The sequence below is a fragment of the Methyloceanibacter superfactus genome (assembly GCF_001723305.1).
Classification (GTDB): Bacteria; Pseudomonadota; Alphaproteobacteria; order Rhizobiales; family Methyloligellaceae; genus Methyloceanibacter; species Methyloceanibacter superfactus.
The window spans coordinates 178,564-193,819 of sequence record NZ_LPWF01000004.1; the positions used below are offsets into that span (position 1 = coordinate 178,564).

A 15,256-nucleotide genomic window follows, 5' to 3' on the forward strand; every position below is an offset into this window, starting at 1 on the left:
GGCTAGCCCTTCCGCGGGCTGACCACGGCGACGATGTTGGTCTGCACCACGCCGTCGACCTTGGCGATCTTGTGAAGGATCGCCTTGTCGCCGTCGGATGAGTCCTTGCAGTCGAGCTGGGCCACCAGCTTCTCATCGGACAGCTTCACCACATTGGCGAACTGGCAGTTGTCCATGTCCAGGGCCTTGAGCGTGTCGAGGGTGGCCACGGCATTGGCCGACCCCAGCAGCTCGATAAACAGATAGATATTCACCATTGTCTCGGTCTCCTCCCAGATTGACGATCTTTCACGTTCGATTGCAGGACTTCAGGATAAACTCCCCGACCCACCAAGGAGGTCCCATGTTTACCGTCCGTCTGCGCCCGGTCTTCGCATTCATCCTGCTCTGCTTTGCCGCCCAGCCGGCGCTCGCGGTTCCTGCGCCCATGTCGGACACGGAGCTGATGGAGAAGAGCGATTTGGTGACGCTGGTGCGCGTGTTGTCGGTGACCTGCACCAGCATCACGAAGGACGAGAAAACGGGCCAGGACCTGCCCGGCTATCTCGCCAAGCTCGAGATCGTCGAGGTGAAGAAGGGCGACATGAAGCCCGGCGAGGTCGTGCTGGTCACTTGGCGGGCTCTGCCTGAGGGCATCATCGGCGGCTGGTCGGTCGCCTATTACCCGGGCGAGGAGGTGTGGACCCATCTCACCAAACGTAGCGGCGGGGTGACCTATGCCACGACCTGGTGGAACGCCAAGGGCACGCCGATCAAAGAGCCGGAGACCACCGACTTGCCGCCGGGGATCGGCCAGACCTCTGCCATGCGGGGCAAGCCGTAAGGCTTAAGCGGATAGCCCGTCGAGCCAGGCTTTGAACAGGGTGCGGCTCGCCTCATTGGTGGGCGGGGCGTAGCGGGCGGTCGCTTCGCGCATCTCGGCCAGATCGACATTGTTCTTGGCGAGCTCGAGCGTGTGTCCGATCAGCCAGCGTTCCATATCCCGCTCCTCGAGCTCCACATGGAACTGCAACGCGAGGACTTTCGGTCCGTAGGTGAAGGCTTGGTTCGGCGTGAGCGGCGTCGAGGCGAGCCGCGTGGCGCCCGACGGCAGATCGAAGGTGTCGCCGTGCCAGTTCAGCACGCGCAAACCTTCGAGCACGCGAAGCGGCGAGGACTTGCCTTCATCGGTCAGGATCAGCTCGTCCCAGCCGAGCTCGGCTTGCGGTCCGGGATAGACGCGCGCGGCGAGCACCGAGGCGAGCGCCTGGGCGCCGAGGCAAATGCCGGCCACCGGGATGCCCCGCTTGACCACCCCCTCGATGACGTTGAGCTCGTCCTTCAGGAAGGGATAGCGGTCGATCTCGTAGATGCCGATGGGGCCGCCCAGCACCAGGACGATATCGGCAGCCAGCGCAGGCGAAAGATCGTCGACGCCGGCTTGCAGATAAGTGAGAGGGATGCCGCGGCCCGCTAGCACGGGGCCGAGCGTGCCGGCGTCCTCGAAGGCGACATGGCAGATGGCGACGGCGTTTTTCATCTTCTTCCCCATATGCTTCGCTCATGCTCCGGCGCGGGCTCACATCTTGCGCCCGCCCATTCCGACCTGTTGACGATTTGCGACGCCTGATCGCCCGTTTACGACATTGACGGCGGTCACACCACGGCCGACCGGCCCTGACGGCGCGGATCGCCGGCGCCTTCCACCGCGCCTTTGGCATCACGGCGGGCGGCATGCACGCGCCGAAGAAGAGATTCTGCTCGGGCCAGGCCCGCGCCCGGTCGCCAAGCGCACGGAACGCGGTTTCGGCCGCCTCGCTCAAGCCCGGCTCGAAACTCGTGGTGCCACAGCGCTCTACATGCAGGCGCGGCGCGGCCACCGCGTCCTCCAGGCGCATGCGGTGAGCGAGCAGATTGACGGCGACTTGCAGGATCGCCGTGCGGATGCGGTTCGAGCCGCCGGTGCCGAGCGCCGTGACCGTGCCGTCCGCTTCCAAGATGATGGTCGGCGCCATCATGGAGGAGAGCCGCGTGCCTTCGGGCCATTGATCGAGCGCGCCGCAAGCGAGGTCCTCCTCGCCCAGCATGTTGTTGAGCATGAAGCCGTGGCCGCCGACGATGAAGCCGTTGCCCTCGCCGTTGGACAGGCTGACGGCCGCGGCGTTGCCGTGCGCGTCGATGACGCTGATATGAGTGGTGCCGCGATAGGCAGGCGGGTGGCTTACGGCCGCGCGGATGTCGTTGGCCAGCTCTCTGCCGACGAGACGCGCCGCGAGCCCGTCGCCATGGGCGGCGCGCGCCGCGTTGGTCGCCTCCATGGCGGCATGCACCGCCAGCGTATCGATGGCGCGGCCGTCCTCGGCGAGCGCCTCGAGATAGGCAAGGCCATAGGCGATGAGCGCGCCGCTGGCGGCCGGCGGCGGGTTGAGCGCCACGCTGGCGCCGCCATGACGCCAGACCAGAGGCTCGCGCAAGGCGACGCGATAGTCGCGCAGATCATCGGCGGTGAGATGGCCGCCGAGATCGCGTGACTGGGAGGCAATCGCCCGGCCCACATCGCCCTCGACGAAGAGCCGCGCGCGTCCTCAGCAAGCCATTCAAGCGTCTCGGCGAGCGCCGGGTTGCGGAAGGTCTCGCCCGCCTTCATCAATTCGCCGCCGGGCGCGAAGATCTTTTTGGCGCCGTCGCTCGCAGTGAGGATCGGCGCGATGACGGTGAACAGGTAAGCTTGGAAACTGGTGAGCGGGAAGCCGGCGCGCGCGGCACGCACCGCCGGCTCGACCAGGCGCTTCATGGGCAGGCGGCAGTAGGCCTCGTGCATCGCGTAAAGACCTTGCGCCATGCCGGGCGTAGCACTCGCGCCGAGGCCGATATGAAACTCCTGGGTGGCGGGGCCGAAATCGGCGTCGATGGGAAAGAATTCGACCTCGTCGGCGGGGCGGCGCTTCAGCGGCGTGTCCACGAAGAAGTCGAACAGCTGCACCGCGTCGCTGTCGGCGCGGCGCGCCATGAGGAAGCCGCCCCCGCCGGGTGAGGCGAACACCGCCTCGGCGACGAAAGACATGCAAAGGCCGGCAAGGGCCGCGTCGAAGGCGTTGCCGCCGTCGGCGAGAATCTCGGCGGCGGCGTCTACCGTGAGCTGATGCCCGGCCGCGACGACACTTCTATCCTTGCTCATGCGGTGTTGCCTAAGGCGAAGCGCGGCAGCGGGCAAGCCTCGCGCGGGTCCCAAAAACAATCATGGCCGGGACAAGCCCGGCCATGACATAGGTCATCTTGTTGGTCCGGCTTTCACCGGCGCGAGGCTAGCTGAGGCGCTTCTCGAGCTGGGAAAGCTCCTCCCTGAGGCCTTGCGGCAGCTTGTCGCCGAAGGTCGCGTAATGCTCCCTGATGAGCGGCAGCTCGGCTTTCCAGCCGTCGATGTCGACCTTGAGTAGCTCCTTCAACGCGCTGTCGTCCACGTCGAGACCGTCGGTGTCAAGCGCGTCTTCCGTCGGCACCTTGCCGATCGGCGTGTCGATCGCCTCGGCAGTGCCGTCGCAACGCTCAAAGATCCATTTCAGGACCCGCGAGTTCTCGGCGAAGCCCGGCCACAGGAACTTGCCCTCGGGGCTCTTACGGAACCAATTCACGTAGAAGATCTTGGGCAGCTTATCGCCGCCCTTCTCGCCGATCTTCAGCCAATGGGCGAAATAGTCGCCCATGTGGTAGCCGCAGAAGGGCAGCATCGCCATCGGGTCGCGGCGGATGTCGCCCTTCGCGTCGGCGGCGGCGGCGGTCTTCTCCGATGCCATGATGGAGCCGAGGAACGTCCCCTGCTTCCAGTCTTCCGCCTCGGTCACGAGCGGGACCACGGAGGCGCGGCGGCCGCCGAACAGGATCGCGTCGATCGGCACGCCCTTGGGATCTTCCCACTCGGGCGCGATCACCGGGCACTGGGAGGCGGGCGCCGTAAAGCGCGCGTTCGGATGCGCCGCAGGCCGGTCGGCCTCGGGCGTCCACGGACGGCGCATCCAGTCGATGGCATGGGCCGGCTTGTGCTTGGTCATGTCCTCCCAATAAACGTCCTCGTCCTCGGTGAGACCGACATTGGTGAAGATGCAATTCTCGTCGAGCGCCCGCATGGCGTTGAGGTTCGACGCTTCCGACGTGCCCGGCGCCACGCCGAAGAAGCCGGTCTCGGGATTGATGGCATAGAGCCGTCCGTCCTCGCCGAACTTCATCCAGCAAATGTCGTCGCCGATGGTTTCGGCTTTCCAGCCGGGGATGGTCGGGTTGAGCATGGCGAGATTGGTCTTGCCGCAAGCGCTCGGGAAAGCGGCTGCCATGTACTTCACTTCACCCTTGGGATTGGTGAGCTTGAGGATGAGCATGTGCTCGGCCATCCAGCCCTCGTCGCGAGCCTTCACGGAGGCGATGCGCAGCGCATGGCACTTCTTGCCGAGCAGCGCGTTGCCGCCATAGCCGGAGCCGAAGGACCAGATCTCGCGCGTCTCGGGGAAATGCGAGATGTTCTTGGTCGAGTTGCACGGCCACGGCACGTCGGCGGTCTTCGGCGTCGGCAGCGGATATCCCACCGAGTGCATGCCGCGCACGAAATCCTCGCTGTCGCCCAGCGCCTTCCACACCTTGTCACCGACGCGGGTCATGATGTGCATGTTGGCGACGGCGTAAGCGCTATCCGTCACCATGACGCCGATGCCGGCGATGGGGGAGCCGACCGGGCCCATGGAATAGGGCACCACATACATGGTGCGGCCCTGCATGGCGCCGTCGTAGAGCTTGGTGATCGTCGCCTTCATCTCGGCGGGATCGGCCCAGTTGTTGGTGGGGCCGGCGTCCTCTTTCTTCACCGAGCAGATATAGGTCTGGTCCTCGACGCGGGCGACGTCGGCGGGATCGGAGCGTACGAGGATCGAGTTGCCGCGCTTGTCGGGGTTGAGCCACATGGCGGTGCCGCAATCGACCATCAGCTTCAGGAGTTCCTGATACTCCTCCTTCGAGCCGTCACACCAACGCACCGCGTCAGGCTTGAACAGGGCTTTCGCCTCCTCGACAAAAGCCAGCACCTTCGGATTGGTCGTCTTGGCCCCTTCGGCCACAATCTTCGCCTGAACGCTCATGCGGTTTCGTCCCCAGATCTCGAAATGATGGAAAATTTGCTTTGTATCGCCCTCTAGCTACCCCGAACTTGGGGGGCTTTCAAGAAAGGTCCTGTGACAGAAAAACGACCCCCGAGGCCGTCAGGACGGTTCGACTGCGGCGCGCGCCTCCTCGGCCAGGCGAACCAGCTCTTTCCGGGCGCCTTGCGGGGTCGTCACAGGCTCGGAAAACATGATCCGGCGGGCATCCTGGCCGAGCGCGATATCGCAGCCCTCGGGATCGATGCCGGTCATCCGCCAAGGGCCCGGGTCGCCGCCCGTGAAGGCGAGCGCATAGAGCGCGATTGCGTCGGCGTGGTCCTCGTTCATGTGGGCGACGATGCCCGCTTCCGCCTCGGCCAGCGCCGCCGCCCCGTCCAGGGGCAGCAGGAGATCGGCCGGCTCCAAGTCGACGATCCGCCCGAAGCCGCCGATGTAATGGGCGCCTTCCACCGCCAGCCGCCAAAAGGCGAAATCGGGGAAATCCACGTAGAAGGCCGCTTCCGCGTGGCGGGCGAGGAACCGTCGCCTCACCGCCTCGTCGTTAACCTTCTCCGCCCGGCCATGGAGGGTGACCCTGGCTCCTTGCAGGGGATCGGCAAGGTCGCCCGAGCCGTCGATGAGGATCGCCGCGCGCGGGTCATGGGCCAAATTGCGGGTATGGCGCGCCAGGGTGGAAATGAGGAAGCTCGGCGCCCCTGCCTGGTCCGTGGCGACCGTGATCAGGGAGGCGTAAGGTGCGCCCGAAGCGCTGTCGAGGGTGGCCAGGGAGGCCTTGAAAGCGCGCCGCGCAAGCCTGCGTGCATCCGCCGCAATCTCGGCCTTGCTGGGCATTTCTTGCGAGTTATTTACTTGCGCCATAACGATATTTGTTGCATCCCGATGGTGAAGGGTATGGCGCTCGGCGCCCTGCTGCTGCCACGATTTTGGGCAGCCCTATAAGCACAACACCCTCGCACTCGCGTCAATCGCGCAAAAGGCCCCCCAATGCCAACAATCGCCCTTGTCGACGACGATCGTAACATCCTGACCTCCTTGCGCATGGTGCTCGAGGCGGAAGGCTATAAGACGCAAACCTATAACGACGGCGCCAGCGCGCTCGACGGCTTCGCGGAGTATCCGCCCGACCTCGCCATCCTCGACATCAAGATGCCGCGCATGGACGGGATGGAGCTGTTGCGCCGCTTGCGCCAGCGCAGCGAGCTACCGGTAATCTTCCTCACCTCCAAGGACGAGGAGATCGACGAACTGTTCGGTCTCAAAATGGGCGCCGACGATTTCATCCGCAAACCCTTTCCCCAACGGCTCCTCGTCGAGCGGGTGAAGGCGGTGCTGCGCCGCTCCCAGCCGCGCGACACGACCCAGGTCGTCGAGGACAAGTCCAAGGTGCTCGAGCGCGGCCAGCTCAAGATGGACCCGGAGCGCCATACCTGCGTGTGGGACAACCGGCCGGTGACGCTCACGGTCACGGAGTTCCTGATCCTTCAGGCGCTCGCCTCCCGTCCCGGCGTGGTAAAAAGCCGGGACGCGCTGATGGATGCGGCCTATGATGATCAGGTCTATGTCGACGACCGCACAATCGACAGCCACATCAAGCGGTTGCGGAAGAAGTTCAAGGCCGTCGACCAAAGCTTCGACGTGATCGAGACGCTTTATGGCGTGGGCTACCGATTCAAAGAATAGCGAGACTGACCGATGACCGCCGAGGCCGATAGGTCCTGGCTGCGGCGGGACAGCTCATTCAAGGAACGCGTCCGCCGCGGCACACGCCGCGCGGTCGCTTGGCTGCGGCGCGCACCCGGCTGGGTCATCGAGCACAGGCCTTTCCGGCACGGCTTCTCCAGCCTGACGCGGCGCATCGTCGTGCTCAATCTCATCGGCCTCGCTATTCTCGTCTCGGGCATTCTCTATCTCAACCAGTTCCGTGCCGGACTCATCGACGCCAAGGTGCAGAGCCTGTTGACCCAGGGCGAGATCATCGCCCGCGCCATCGCGGCTTCCGCCGGCGTGGACAACAGTGAAGTGCCGGTCGACCCGGAGAAGCTGCTGGAGGCGGAACTCGGTCAGGCCGGCACCGGCGACGACAGCGCCGCCTTCTCCAACGCGCTCGGCTTCACCATCGATCCCGAACGGGCGGCGCCGATCCTGCGGCCCTTGGTCAAGCCGACGGGCAGCCGCGCGCGGATCTATAACCGCGACGGCGCGCTGATCCTCGATTCCGATACGTTCTACTCGCGCGGCCAGGTGCTGCGTTACGACCTGCCGCCGCCGGACTCCGCCGAGCCCGACGCGCTCACCACATTCTGGCACGCGGTGACGACCCGCATGCGGCAATACGAGCTTCCGCCCTATACCGAGATTGGCGGCGCGAACGGCAAAGCCTATCCCGAAGTGGCCACGGCCTTGACCGGGACGTCGGTGCCCATCGTGCGCATCAACGACAAGGGTGAGATCGTGGTTTCCGTGGCCGTGCCCGTGCAGCGCATGCGCGCCGTGCTCGGCGTGCTTTTGCTGTCGACCCGCGGCGGCGACATCGACAATATCGTGGCGGCGGAGCGCTGGAGCATCGTGCGCGTGTCGCTGTTCGCCGGCACCGTCACCTTCGTCCTGTCGCTCATCCTCGCCAACACCATCGCCGGGCCCGTGCAACGTCTCGCCAATGCGGCCGAACGCGTGCGCCACAGCGTCAAGGCGCGCGCCGAGATCCCCGACTTCACCGACCGCTCCGACGAGATCGGACATCTGTCGGGCGCGCTTCGCGACATGACCGGCGCACTCTACCGGCGCATCGACGCCATCGAGAGCTTCGCCGCCGACGTGGCGCATGAGCTGAAGAACCCGCTCACCTCCTTGCGCAGCGCCACGGAGACCTGCCTCTTGCCAAGACCGAGGAGTCAAAGCAGCGGCTGATGGAGATCATCCAGCATGACGTACAGCGGCTGGATCGCTTAATCAGCGACATTTCCGACGCCTCGCGTCTCGACGCCGAGCTTGCCCGCGAGGACGCCGAGCCCGTCGCCATGGATGAGCTGCTGCGGGCCACGGTGTCGCTGTTCAACGACATCCACCGCGACGACACGCCGGAGGTTGTCCTCGACATTGCCTATGCGCCGGGCGCCCATCCCTATCGCGTCTCCGGCCATGACAGCCGCTTGCATCAGGTGATCGTCAATCTCCTGGAGAACGCCATCTCCTTCTCGCCGCCGGGCAGGCCGGTCGCCGTGGTGGCGCGCCGCATCGGCCCGGACGTGCAGATCGCGGTGGAGGACGAGGGGCCGGGCATTCCGGAGGAGAATCTCGAGCGCGTCTTCGAGCGCTTCTATACCGACCGGCCGCAAGAGAATTTCGGCCAGAACTCGGGGCTGGGTCTTAATATCTCACGTCAGATCATCGTCGCGCATGGCGGGCGTCTCTATGCGGAGAACCGGCCGGCTGCCGGCGCCGGACGCGGCAAGGGCGACACGCCTTCAGGGATGAGCGGTGGCGCACGGTTCGTCATCCGCCTACCGGCGGCGTAAGGGTCAGCGAAGAGGATCGGTTGGCGCGCGAGCTCGTCCATGGCACCTGCGTGGCCCTCGGCAAGAGCGCCGCGCTCCTGCGTGGCGGGAGCGGCGCGGGAAAGTCTGATTTGGCGCTGAGATTTCTGGCGCTGCCGGGAGAAGGCGCGCTCCGCCCTATCCTTGTGGCCGACGATCAAGTTTGGGTGGACACGGACGGCAACGGCCAGCCGATGGCCTCGGTTCCCGAGGCGATCGCCGGCAAGATTGAGGTCCGGGGGCTGGGAATCACCGAAATGCTGTTCTTGGCGGAGGCGCCGCTGGTGCTTATTTGCGACCTGGTCCCACCGGATCAGGTGCCGCGCATGCCGCCGACCCCTTTTGAGCGGACCATGGTGGCTGGTGCGGCGGTTCCATTGTTGAAACTTTCGGCCTTCGAGGCATCGGCGCCGTTGAAACTGCGCATGGCCCTCTTGCGGGCGTCGGCACAATGAGGTTTAGGGAGACGGGTTCGGGCTTGCGCGCGACCTCTCTCCCGACAAAGATAGCGGCCTTTGAGCGGCCGGCAGCTACCAACGAGGCAATATGATCGGCGTCGTCATCGTCACCCACGGCCAGCTCGCACGCGAATTCCGCGCAGCGCTTGAACATGTGGTCGGTCCGCAGGAGCAGATCGAAACCATCTCGATCGGGCCGGACGACGATCTCGATGTCCGCCGTGCCGACATGCTGGCGGCGCTCGCCAGTGTCGATAGCGGCGAAGGCGTCGTGGTGCTCACCGACATGTTCGGCGGCTCGCCGTCGAACCTGGCGATCTCCGCCATGGAGCAATCGAATGTGGAGGTTATCGCCGGCGTCAACTTGCCGATGCTGGTCAAGCTTGCATCGGTGCGCGGCGAATCCGGGCTCGACGACGCCATCACCCAAGCGCAAGAGGCCGGCCGCAAATATATCAGCGTCGCCAGCCAAATCCTGGCCGCGAACTAGCGATGACCATGGCGCAGGGCACACCAGCCAAAGGCCCGCACGCCGCCGAGGTTACCATTCCCAACAAGAAGGGCCTGCATGCACGGGCCTCCGCCCAGTTCGTGCGCTGCGCGTCCGAGTTCCAGGCGAATATCCGCGTGTCGCGCGAAGGCCACACGGTGGGCGGCACCTCGATCATGGGGCTGATGATGCTGGCCGCCGGCCAGGGCCACTCGATCCATATCGAGGCGGACGGCGCACAAGCCGCCGAAGCGCTTGCCGCGCTCGTGGCGCTCGTCGAGAACGGCTTCGGCGAAGAGGACTGAACGCGGTCTCTCGCGCTAGTGGCACGTCTTGAGATAGCCACTTCCCGATTGATTGACGTAGAGCTGGGCCGTGGCCTTGTCGAACGGCCCGCGGCGGCAATCCAATAGCCATTGGTCAGGTTCGGGCAGGTGTTGGTGTTCAGCGAGATCCAGCCCGGACCGTATTGGTTGGCGCGGGCTTGCGCCTCGCCCTGGGATCTGAACGAGCCGGCAATCGCGTACCAATCTCCGCCGGACGGGGCCGGGCCGGCGTTGCCACTCACGCAGACCCCTTGAGACAGCACGAACCCCGGTGGGCAAGTGGGCGCCACCACGACCGGACCACCGGCAGGTGGCGGCGGCGAAACGGCGCCCTGAAGCGTAAACAGCAGCTTGTCGGCACGGTAGCCGATGACCCGGCAGCTTCCGTCGAGCTTGGGCGCATTGCCTCTGAGGATGATCGAGCCACCGTGATTATGGCCAGTGACGGGGTAGAGAACCGGCCCGCAGGTTTTGTCGAAGCGGCGCGCCTGACCGCTGATCGCGCCACCGGCTTGCTCGACGCCATTGAACAACAGGGTTCCGCTGGTCACCCCGACACCGAGGAGTCCCCGCCGCGGCCGCGTATATGAAATGGACATGCCGCCGCCGTCGCAAACCTGCAGCTCCATGAGCGAGCCGTTGTGGTCATACTCATCGACGGCACAGTTGCTGGCCGCAACCGGCGAGGCGCCGATCCCCAATGCCAATGAAGCTGCAACGAGAAACAGTCGACGCGCCATTTGATCTCCCAAGCTGAACTAAGTGTCCGCTGAGCCACATGCCCGGCGACCGTAGAACGTTTGGTGGCTTCGGCGAAGAGAATTGAGCTCGCTTCGGCGTCCGTGCTTACTTCCGCTTTTTGCCGGTCACCATGGCGCGGACGAGATTCTCGCGATAGACAAAGCTCGCCAGAATCACCGCGCCAGGACGAGGCCACCGACCACGTAGCCGGCCCAGACATGCACGATGAGCGGGTCCTCGGTCAGATAGGCGGTGGCGAAGGCCACGACCAAGGCCCAATGGAAGACCCGCACGAAGGGGTCCCACACACGGACTTCGGCGGCCTGGGATGTCTTTACGGGATTGAGCATGGCGGCAGGTCCTACCCGGTCCTGTCCGGCGCGCGTGAGCGGCGTCAACAATGACGGGACCGGCCGCCAACCAAGCTCCAAGCGCGTTGGGGCGGCGCCGGCGGGCCTGCGGCACAGGTGGGCTCCTTGGGGGGCCCACCGCCACGGCGTGGCCTTTTGCCACTTCGCCTCGCCCGGGGCGCCCTTGACTCCGAGGGGGCCGGATAAGATATAAGGACTTCTTTATATCTTTATGCAGCCAGACAGTGGGAGTTGGCATGAACTACCATGTGAAGGATATCGGGCTCGCCGATTGGGGCCGTAAGGAAATCGCCATCGCCGAGACCGAGATGCCGGGTCTCATGGCCGTGCGCGAGGAATTCGGCAAGGCGCAGCCTCTCAAGGGCGCCCGGATCGCCGGCTGCCTGCATATGACCATCCAGACCGCGGTTCTGATCGAATCGCTGGAGGCGCTCGGCGCCGAGGTCCGCTGGGCCTCCTGCAACATCTTCTCGACCCAGGACCACGCCGCCGCCGCGATCGCCGCGAACGGCACGCCGGTGTTCGCCGTCAAAGGCGAGACGCTGGACGAGTACTGGGACTATGTGGACCGCATCCTCGAATGGCCCGGTGGCGAGACCGCCAATCTGATCCTCGACGACGGCGGCGACGCCACGATGATCGTCATCCTCGGCGCGCAAGCGGAGCAGGATCCGTCGGTGCTCGCCAAGCCCGGCAATGACGAAGAGACGGCGATGTTCGCCACCATCAAGAAGCGGCTGGAACGCGAGCCCGGCTTCTACTCGAAGGTGAAGGCCAATCTGAAGGGCGTGTCGGAGGAGACGACCACGGGCGTGCATCGGCTCTACGAGATGCAGAAGAAGGGCATGCTCCCCTTCCCCGCCATCAACGTCAATGACAGCGTCACCAAGTCCAAGTTCGACAATCTCTACGGTTGCCGCGAAAGCCTTCCGGACGGCATCAAGCGCGCCACCGACGTCATGCTCGCCGGGAAATACGCCGTGGTCGCCGGCTATGGCGACGTGGGCAAGGGTTGCGCCGAGAGCCTGAAGAGCCAGGGCGCGCGCGTGGCGATCACCGAGATCGATCCGATCTGCGCGCTACAGGCGGCGATGGAAGGCTACGAGGTGATCACCATGGAGGAGGCCGCTCCCAAGGGCGACATCTTCGTCACCGCCACCGGCAATAAGGACGTCATCACCGTCGACCATATGCGCGCCATGCATGACCGCGCCATCGTCTGCAATATCGGTCACTTCGATTCCGAGATTCAGGTGGGCGGTCTGAAGAACTTCGTCTGGCATAACGTGAAGCCGCAAGTGGACGAGGTCGAGTTCCCCGACGGCAAGCGCATCCTGCTCTTGGCCGAAGGCCGCCTCGTCAATCTCGGCTGCGCCACCGGCCATCCGAGCTTCGTGATGAGCGCGTCCTTCACGAACCAAGTGCTGGCGCAGATGGAGCTGTGGCAGCATGTCGGCAAATACGAGAACAAGGTCTATGTGCTACCGAAGCATCTGGACGAGAAGGTGGCCCAGCTGCATCTCGGCCGCCTCGACGCACATCTCACCAAGCTGAGCGACGAGCAGGCCGCGTATATCGGCGTGAAGGCCGAAGGCCCGTTCAAGCCGGAGCATTACCGCTACTAGGCGGCAGTCTCCCAGCTCAGTCGTTTCGCGATGGCCGGGCGCAAGCCCGGCCATTTGCGTCGCGAGACCTTGAACACCGCCAATGGCTACTTGGCGTCGGCGCCGGCCTTCTGCGCGTCTTCGAGCTTCGCGATGTCCTCCGGCGTAAGCTGTGGGCGATCCATCTTGATCGTCAGTTTCTCGAACTTGGCGGTCAGTGGAAATGGCGGTTTGTAGTCGGCATCGTTGACGCCCGTAAGCGTGTCCGAGCCGATGTCGAAGCTCTCGTCCCATTGCAAGATCATCGGCAGCGTCTTCTCCATCTTCTTGGTGGCGACGACCTTGCCGTCGACCTTCAGCGTTCCGATTCCCGGTCTGCCGACGCCGCTGAAATTGTTGTAGGCCAACGTCCCGGAGCCCAGGCCGTCATAGACGAAGTCGAACTCGACCGTATGGCGGCCAGGCGAAAGCGCATCCGGGCCCTCCCACTTCAGGCGTTCGAGGTCGACCATGTTCCACAGGAACACGGGCTTGCCGCCCACGAGATAGAAGCCATAGCCACCGAAGCGTCCGCCCGAGGTGAGGATCATGCCCTCAGCCCCGCCTTCCGGCACCTCGATGTCGGCTGTGATCGAGTAGGAGGTGTTCAGCAGCAGTGGCGAGTCGCCTTGCGGCAGGCCAACCATCGGACGCGTGTAGACGAACTCGGAGCGGCCGGCGGTGATATTGGGCCGCGGCGCGACGATGCGGGCCGCCACCGACGCGTCCAGCGGGAAGACTTGATATTTCTTGGCTTCCGCGACGAACTTCTCCCGCATTTCCGCGACCTTTTCCGGGTGTTCCGCGGCGATGTCCGTCGCCTGGTTGAAGTCGTTGCTCAGGTCATAGAGCTGGAACACCTGATTGTTCAGCGGATCGGGATTGGCGGGACCGAAGGCTTGCCAGGGTGCGCGATTGACCTTGGTGCTCAAAAGCCAGCCTTCGTCATAGAGCGCCCATTGCCCCATCATCTCGAAATACTGTGTCTTGTGCCGGGATGCCGTCTTGGCGTTCTCCGCATCGAAAGTGTAGGCGAAGCTCGTGCCCTCGATCGGCGCCTGCTTGATGCCGTCGACCATTTCCGGCGCATTGATGCCGGTAACCTCGAGGAGGGTCGGCACCACATCGATGACGTGGAGGAACTGCTCGCGCAGGCCGCCCTTGTCCTTGATGCGCGCCGGCCACGACACGACCATGTTCTGATTGATGCCGCCGAGCCTCGATGCATTCTGCTTGAACCAGTCGAATGGCGTATCGAAGGCCCACGACCAGCCGGCAGCCATATGATTGTAAGTCTGTTCCGTGCCCCACACGTCGTAGAACTTCATCTGGACGTCGACGGGGATTTCGTTCAGGCCGTTGAAGAACGCGACCTCGTTCGGTGTCCCCAACGGTCCGCCCTCGGCGCTCGTGCCGTTGTCGCCGTTGATGTAGATGACCAGCGTGTTGTCGAGCCTGCCAAGGTCTTCGAAGGCCTGGATAACGCGGCCGATCTCGTAGTCGCTATACGCTGCGTAGGCGGCGAAGACTTCGACCTGCCGGATGAACAGCTTCTTCGCCTCAGGCGTGAGCTCGTCCCACGGTTTCAGGAGGTCTTTCGGCCAGGGCGTCAGCTTCGCATCTTGCGGAACGATACCCAGCTTCTTTTGGTTCTCGAAAATGCGCTCGCGCAGCTTCTCGTAGCCGTCGTCGAAAAGATGCATCGCACTAATCTTGTCGACCCATTCCTTGGTCGGGTGATGCGGCGCGTGCGTGGCCCCAGGCGCGTATTTGATGAAGATCGGCTTGTCCGGCTGGGTCTGGTGTATGCGCGAGATGTAATCGATGGCGTCGTCGGCCATCGCTGTCACGAGGTTCCAAGAGCCCTCCTGACCCTTGAAAGGATAGATCTGCGTGGTGTTGCGGAACAGGTTCGGCTGCCACTGGTTGGCGTCGCCCCCGACGAAACCGTAGAAATATTCGAAGCCCATGCCGGTCGGCCATTGGTCGAAGGGACCGACTTGGCTCGCGGCGAAGGCCGGCGTGTTGTGGTCCTTGCCGAACCACGACGTCGCATAGCCGTTATCCAGCAGGATGCGGCCGATCGTTGCCTTATCCTCGGCGATGATGCTGTTGTAGCCGGGAAAGCCAGTCGACTGCTCGGAGATCACGCCGAAGCCGGCCGAATGGTGATTGCGCCCTGTGATGAGCGCCGCACGCGTCGGCGAGCACAGCGCCGTCGAGAAGACTCTCGTGTACCGCAACCCTTCATTGGCGATGTCGTCCATCGTCGGCGTCGGGATCACGCCGCCAAAGGTGCTCGGCACACCAAATCCGGCGTCGTCCGTGATGATGAGCAGGATGTTCGGCGCTTCCTTCGGCGGTACGATGCGCGGCGCCCACCATGGGGTCGATTGCAGGGCATCGTCTTTGATCACGCCGCCGAACTTGGGATCGGGCGCGGGTAGCTGCTGACCGGGGATTGTCGTCGTCGCGCTGGGCGAACCCAGCTCGCCGATCACCTCCTGTGCCGTAGCGCTGCCGATCGTGAGAAGCCCTGCGAGGCATACAAGCGCCACCCGCCCTGCAAAC

At 64.5% G+C, this 15,256-nt stretch carries 12 protein-coding genes and 3 pseudogenes; 7 read left to right on the plus strand and 8 right to left on the minus strand.

The genetic code is table 11. The features are described 5' to 3' along the window. Positions 1-2 precede the first annotated feature (2 nt). The gene (locus AUC69_RS01750) at positions 3-257 is read right to left on the minus strand and encodes a hypothetical protein (protein WP_069440611.1); all 255 of its coding nucleotides are present in this window, start codon (positions 255-257) and stop codon (positions 3-5) included. Positions 258-343: 86 nt separating this feature from the next. On the opposite strand from AUC69_RS01750, the gene AUC69_RS01755 reads away from it, so the two are divergent. Next, positions 344-823, plus strand: coding sequence for a hypothetical protein (locus tag AUC69_RS01755; protein ID WP_069440612.1), 480 nt, complete (start codon positions 344-346; stop codon positions 821-823). A gap of 3 nt (positions 824-826) precedes the next feature. On the opposite strand, the gene AUC69_RS01760 is transcribed toward AUC69_RS01755, so the two are convergent. The 5 genes and pseudogenes from AUC69_RS01760 to AUC69_RS01775 all read right to left on the minus strand — a co-directional run bounded on the left by AUC69_RS01760 (position 827) and on the right by AUC69_RS01775 (position 5,981). Continuing rightward, positions 827-1,519 (minus strand): glutamine amidotransferase, encoded by a 693-nt coding sequence (locus tag AUC69_RS01760; RefSeq protein WP_069440707.1) that lies wholly within the window; start codon positions 1,517-1,519, stop codon positions 827-829. A gap of 289 nt (positions 1,520-1,808) precedes the next feature. Further along, positions 1,809-2,534, minus strand: a pseudogene (locus AUC69_RS19550) (gamma-glutamyltransferase); the annotation flags it as partial. Between the two features lie 35 nt (positions 2,535-2,569). Next, positions 2,570-3,157: pseudogene (locus tag AUC69_RS19555) on the minus strand (gamma-glutamyltransferase); the annotation flags it as partial. 127 nt (positions 3,158-3,284) lie between these two features. Continuing rightward, on the minus strand, positions 3,285-5,102 hold the full coding sequence (locus tag AUC69_RS01770; RefSeq protein ID WP_069440613.1) for a phosphoenolpyruvate carboxykinase (GTP): 1,818 nt from the start codon (positions 5,100-5,102) through the stop codon (positions 3,285-3,287). 120 nt (positions 5,103-5,222) lie between these two features. Then, positions 5,223-5,981 (minus strand): HugZ family pyridoxamine 5'-phosphate oxidase, encoded by a 759-nt coding sequence (locus AUC69_RS01775; RefSeq protein WP_069440614.1) that lies wholly within the window; start codon positions 5,979-5,981, stop codon positions 5,223-5,225. Between the two features lie 126 nt (positions 5,982-6,107). Between AUC69_RS01775 and AUC69_RS01780 the strand changes: the two genes are divergently transcribed. The 5 genes and pseudogenes from AUC69_RS01780 (at position 6,108) to AUC69_RS01805 (ending at position 9,909) form a co-directional block, all read left to right on the plus strand. Next, complete coding sequence (locus AUC69_RS01780) at positions 6,108-6,803, plus strand: response regulator transcription factor (protein WP_069440615.1); 696 nt, start codon at positions 6,108-6,110, stop codon at positions 6,801-6,803. 12 nt (positions 6,804-6,815) lie between these two features. Then, positions 6,816-8,638: pseudogene (locus tag AUC69_RS01785) on the plus strand (stimulus-sensing domain-containing protein). Positions 8,639-8,658: 20 nt separating this feature from the next. Then, the gene (locus AUC69_RS01795; RefSeq protein ID WP_069440618.1) at positions 8,659-9,111 is read left to right on the plus strand and encodes an HPr kinase/phosphorylase; all 453 of its coding nucleotides are present in this window, start codon (positions 8,659-8,661) and stop codon (positions 9,109-9,111) included. A 91-nt stretch (positions 9,112-9,202) separates the two neighbouring features. Continuing rightward, entirely contained in the window at positions 9,203-9,604 is a 402-nt protein-coding gene (locus AUC69_RS01800; protein ID WP_069440619.1) for a PTS sugar transporter subunit IIA, read from the plus strand. Between the two features lie 2 nt (positions 9,605-9,606). Continuing rightward, on the plus strand, positions 9,607-9,909 hold the full coding sequence (locus tag AUC69_RS01805) for an HPr family phosphocarrier protein (RefSeq protein ID WP_425283495.1): 303 nt from the start codon (positions 9,607-9,609) through the stop codon (positions 9,907-9,909). A 935-nt stretch (positions 9,910-10,844) separates the two neighbouring features. Here AUC69_RS01805 and AUC69_RS01810 read toward each other — a convergent pair. After that, positions 10,845-11,021, minus strand: coding sequence for a hypothetical protein (locus AUC69_RS01810; RefSeq protein ID WP_193427388.1), 177 nt, complete (start codon positions 11,019-11,021; stop codon positions 10,845-10,847). Positions 11,022-11,278: 257 nt separating this feature from the next. Here AUC69_RS01810 and ahcY point away from each other — a divergent pair, with 257 nt between their 5' ends. Then, on the plus strand, positions 11,279-12,667 hold the full coding sequence (gene ahcY, locus AUC69_RS01815) for an adenosylhomocysteinase (RefSeq protein WP_069440621.1): 1,389 nt from the start codon (positions 11,279-11,281) through the stop codon (positions 12,665-12,667). 86 nt (positions 12,668-12,753) lie between these two features. On the opposite strand, the gene AUC69_RS01820 is transcribed toward ahcY, so the two are convergent. Continuing rightward, a complete protein-coding gene (locus tag AUC69_RS01820) occupies positions 12,754-15,186 on the minus strand; it encodes an arylsulfatase (RefSeq protein ID WP_244500035.1) in 2,433 nt (810 codons plus the stop codon). Positions 15,187-15,256 lie beyond the last annotated feature (70 nt).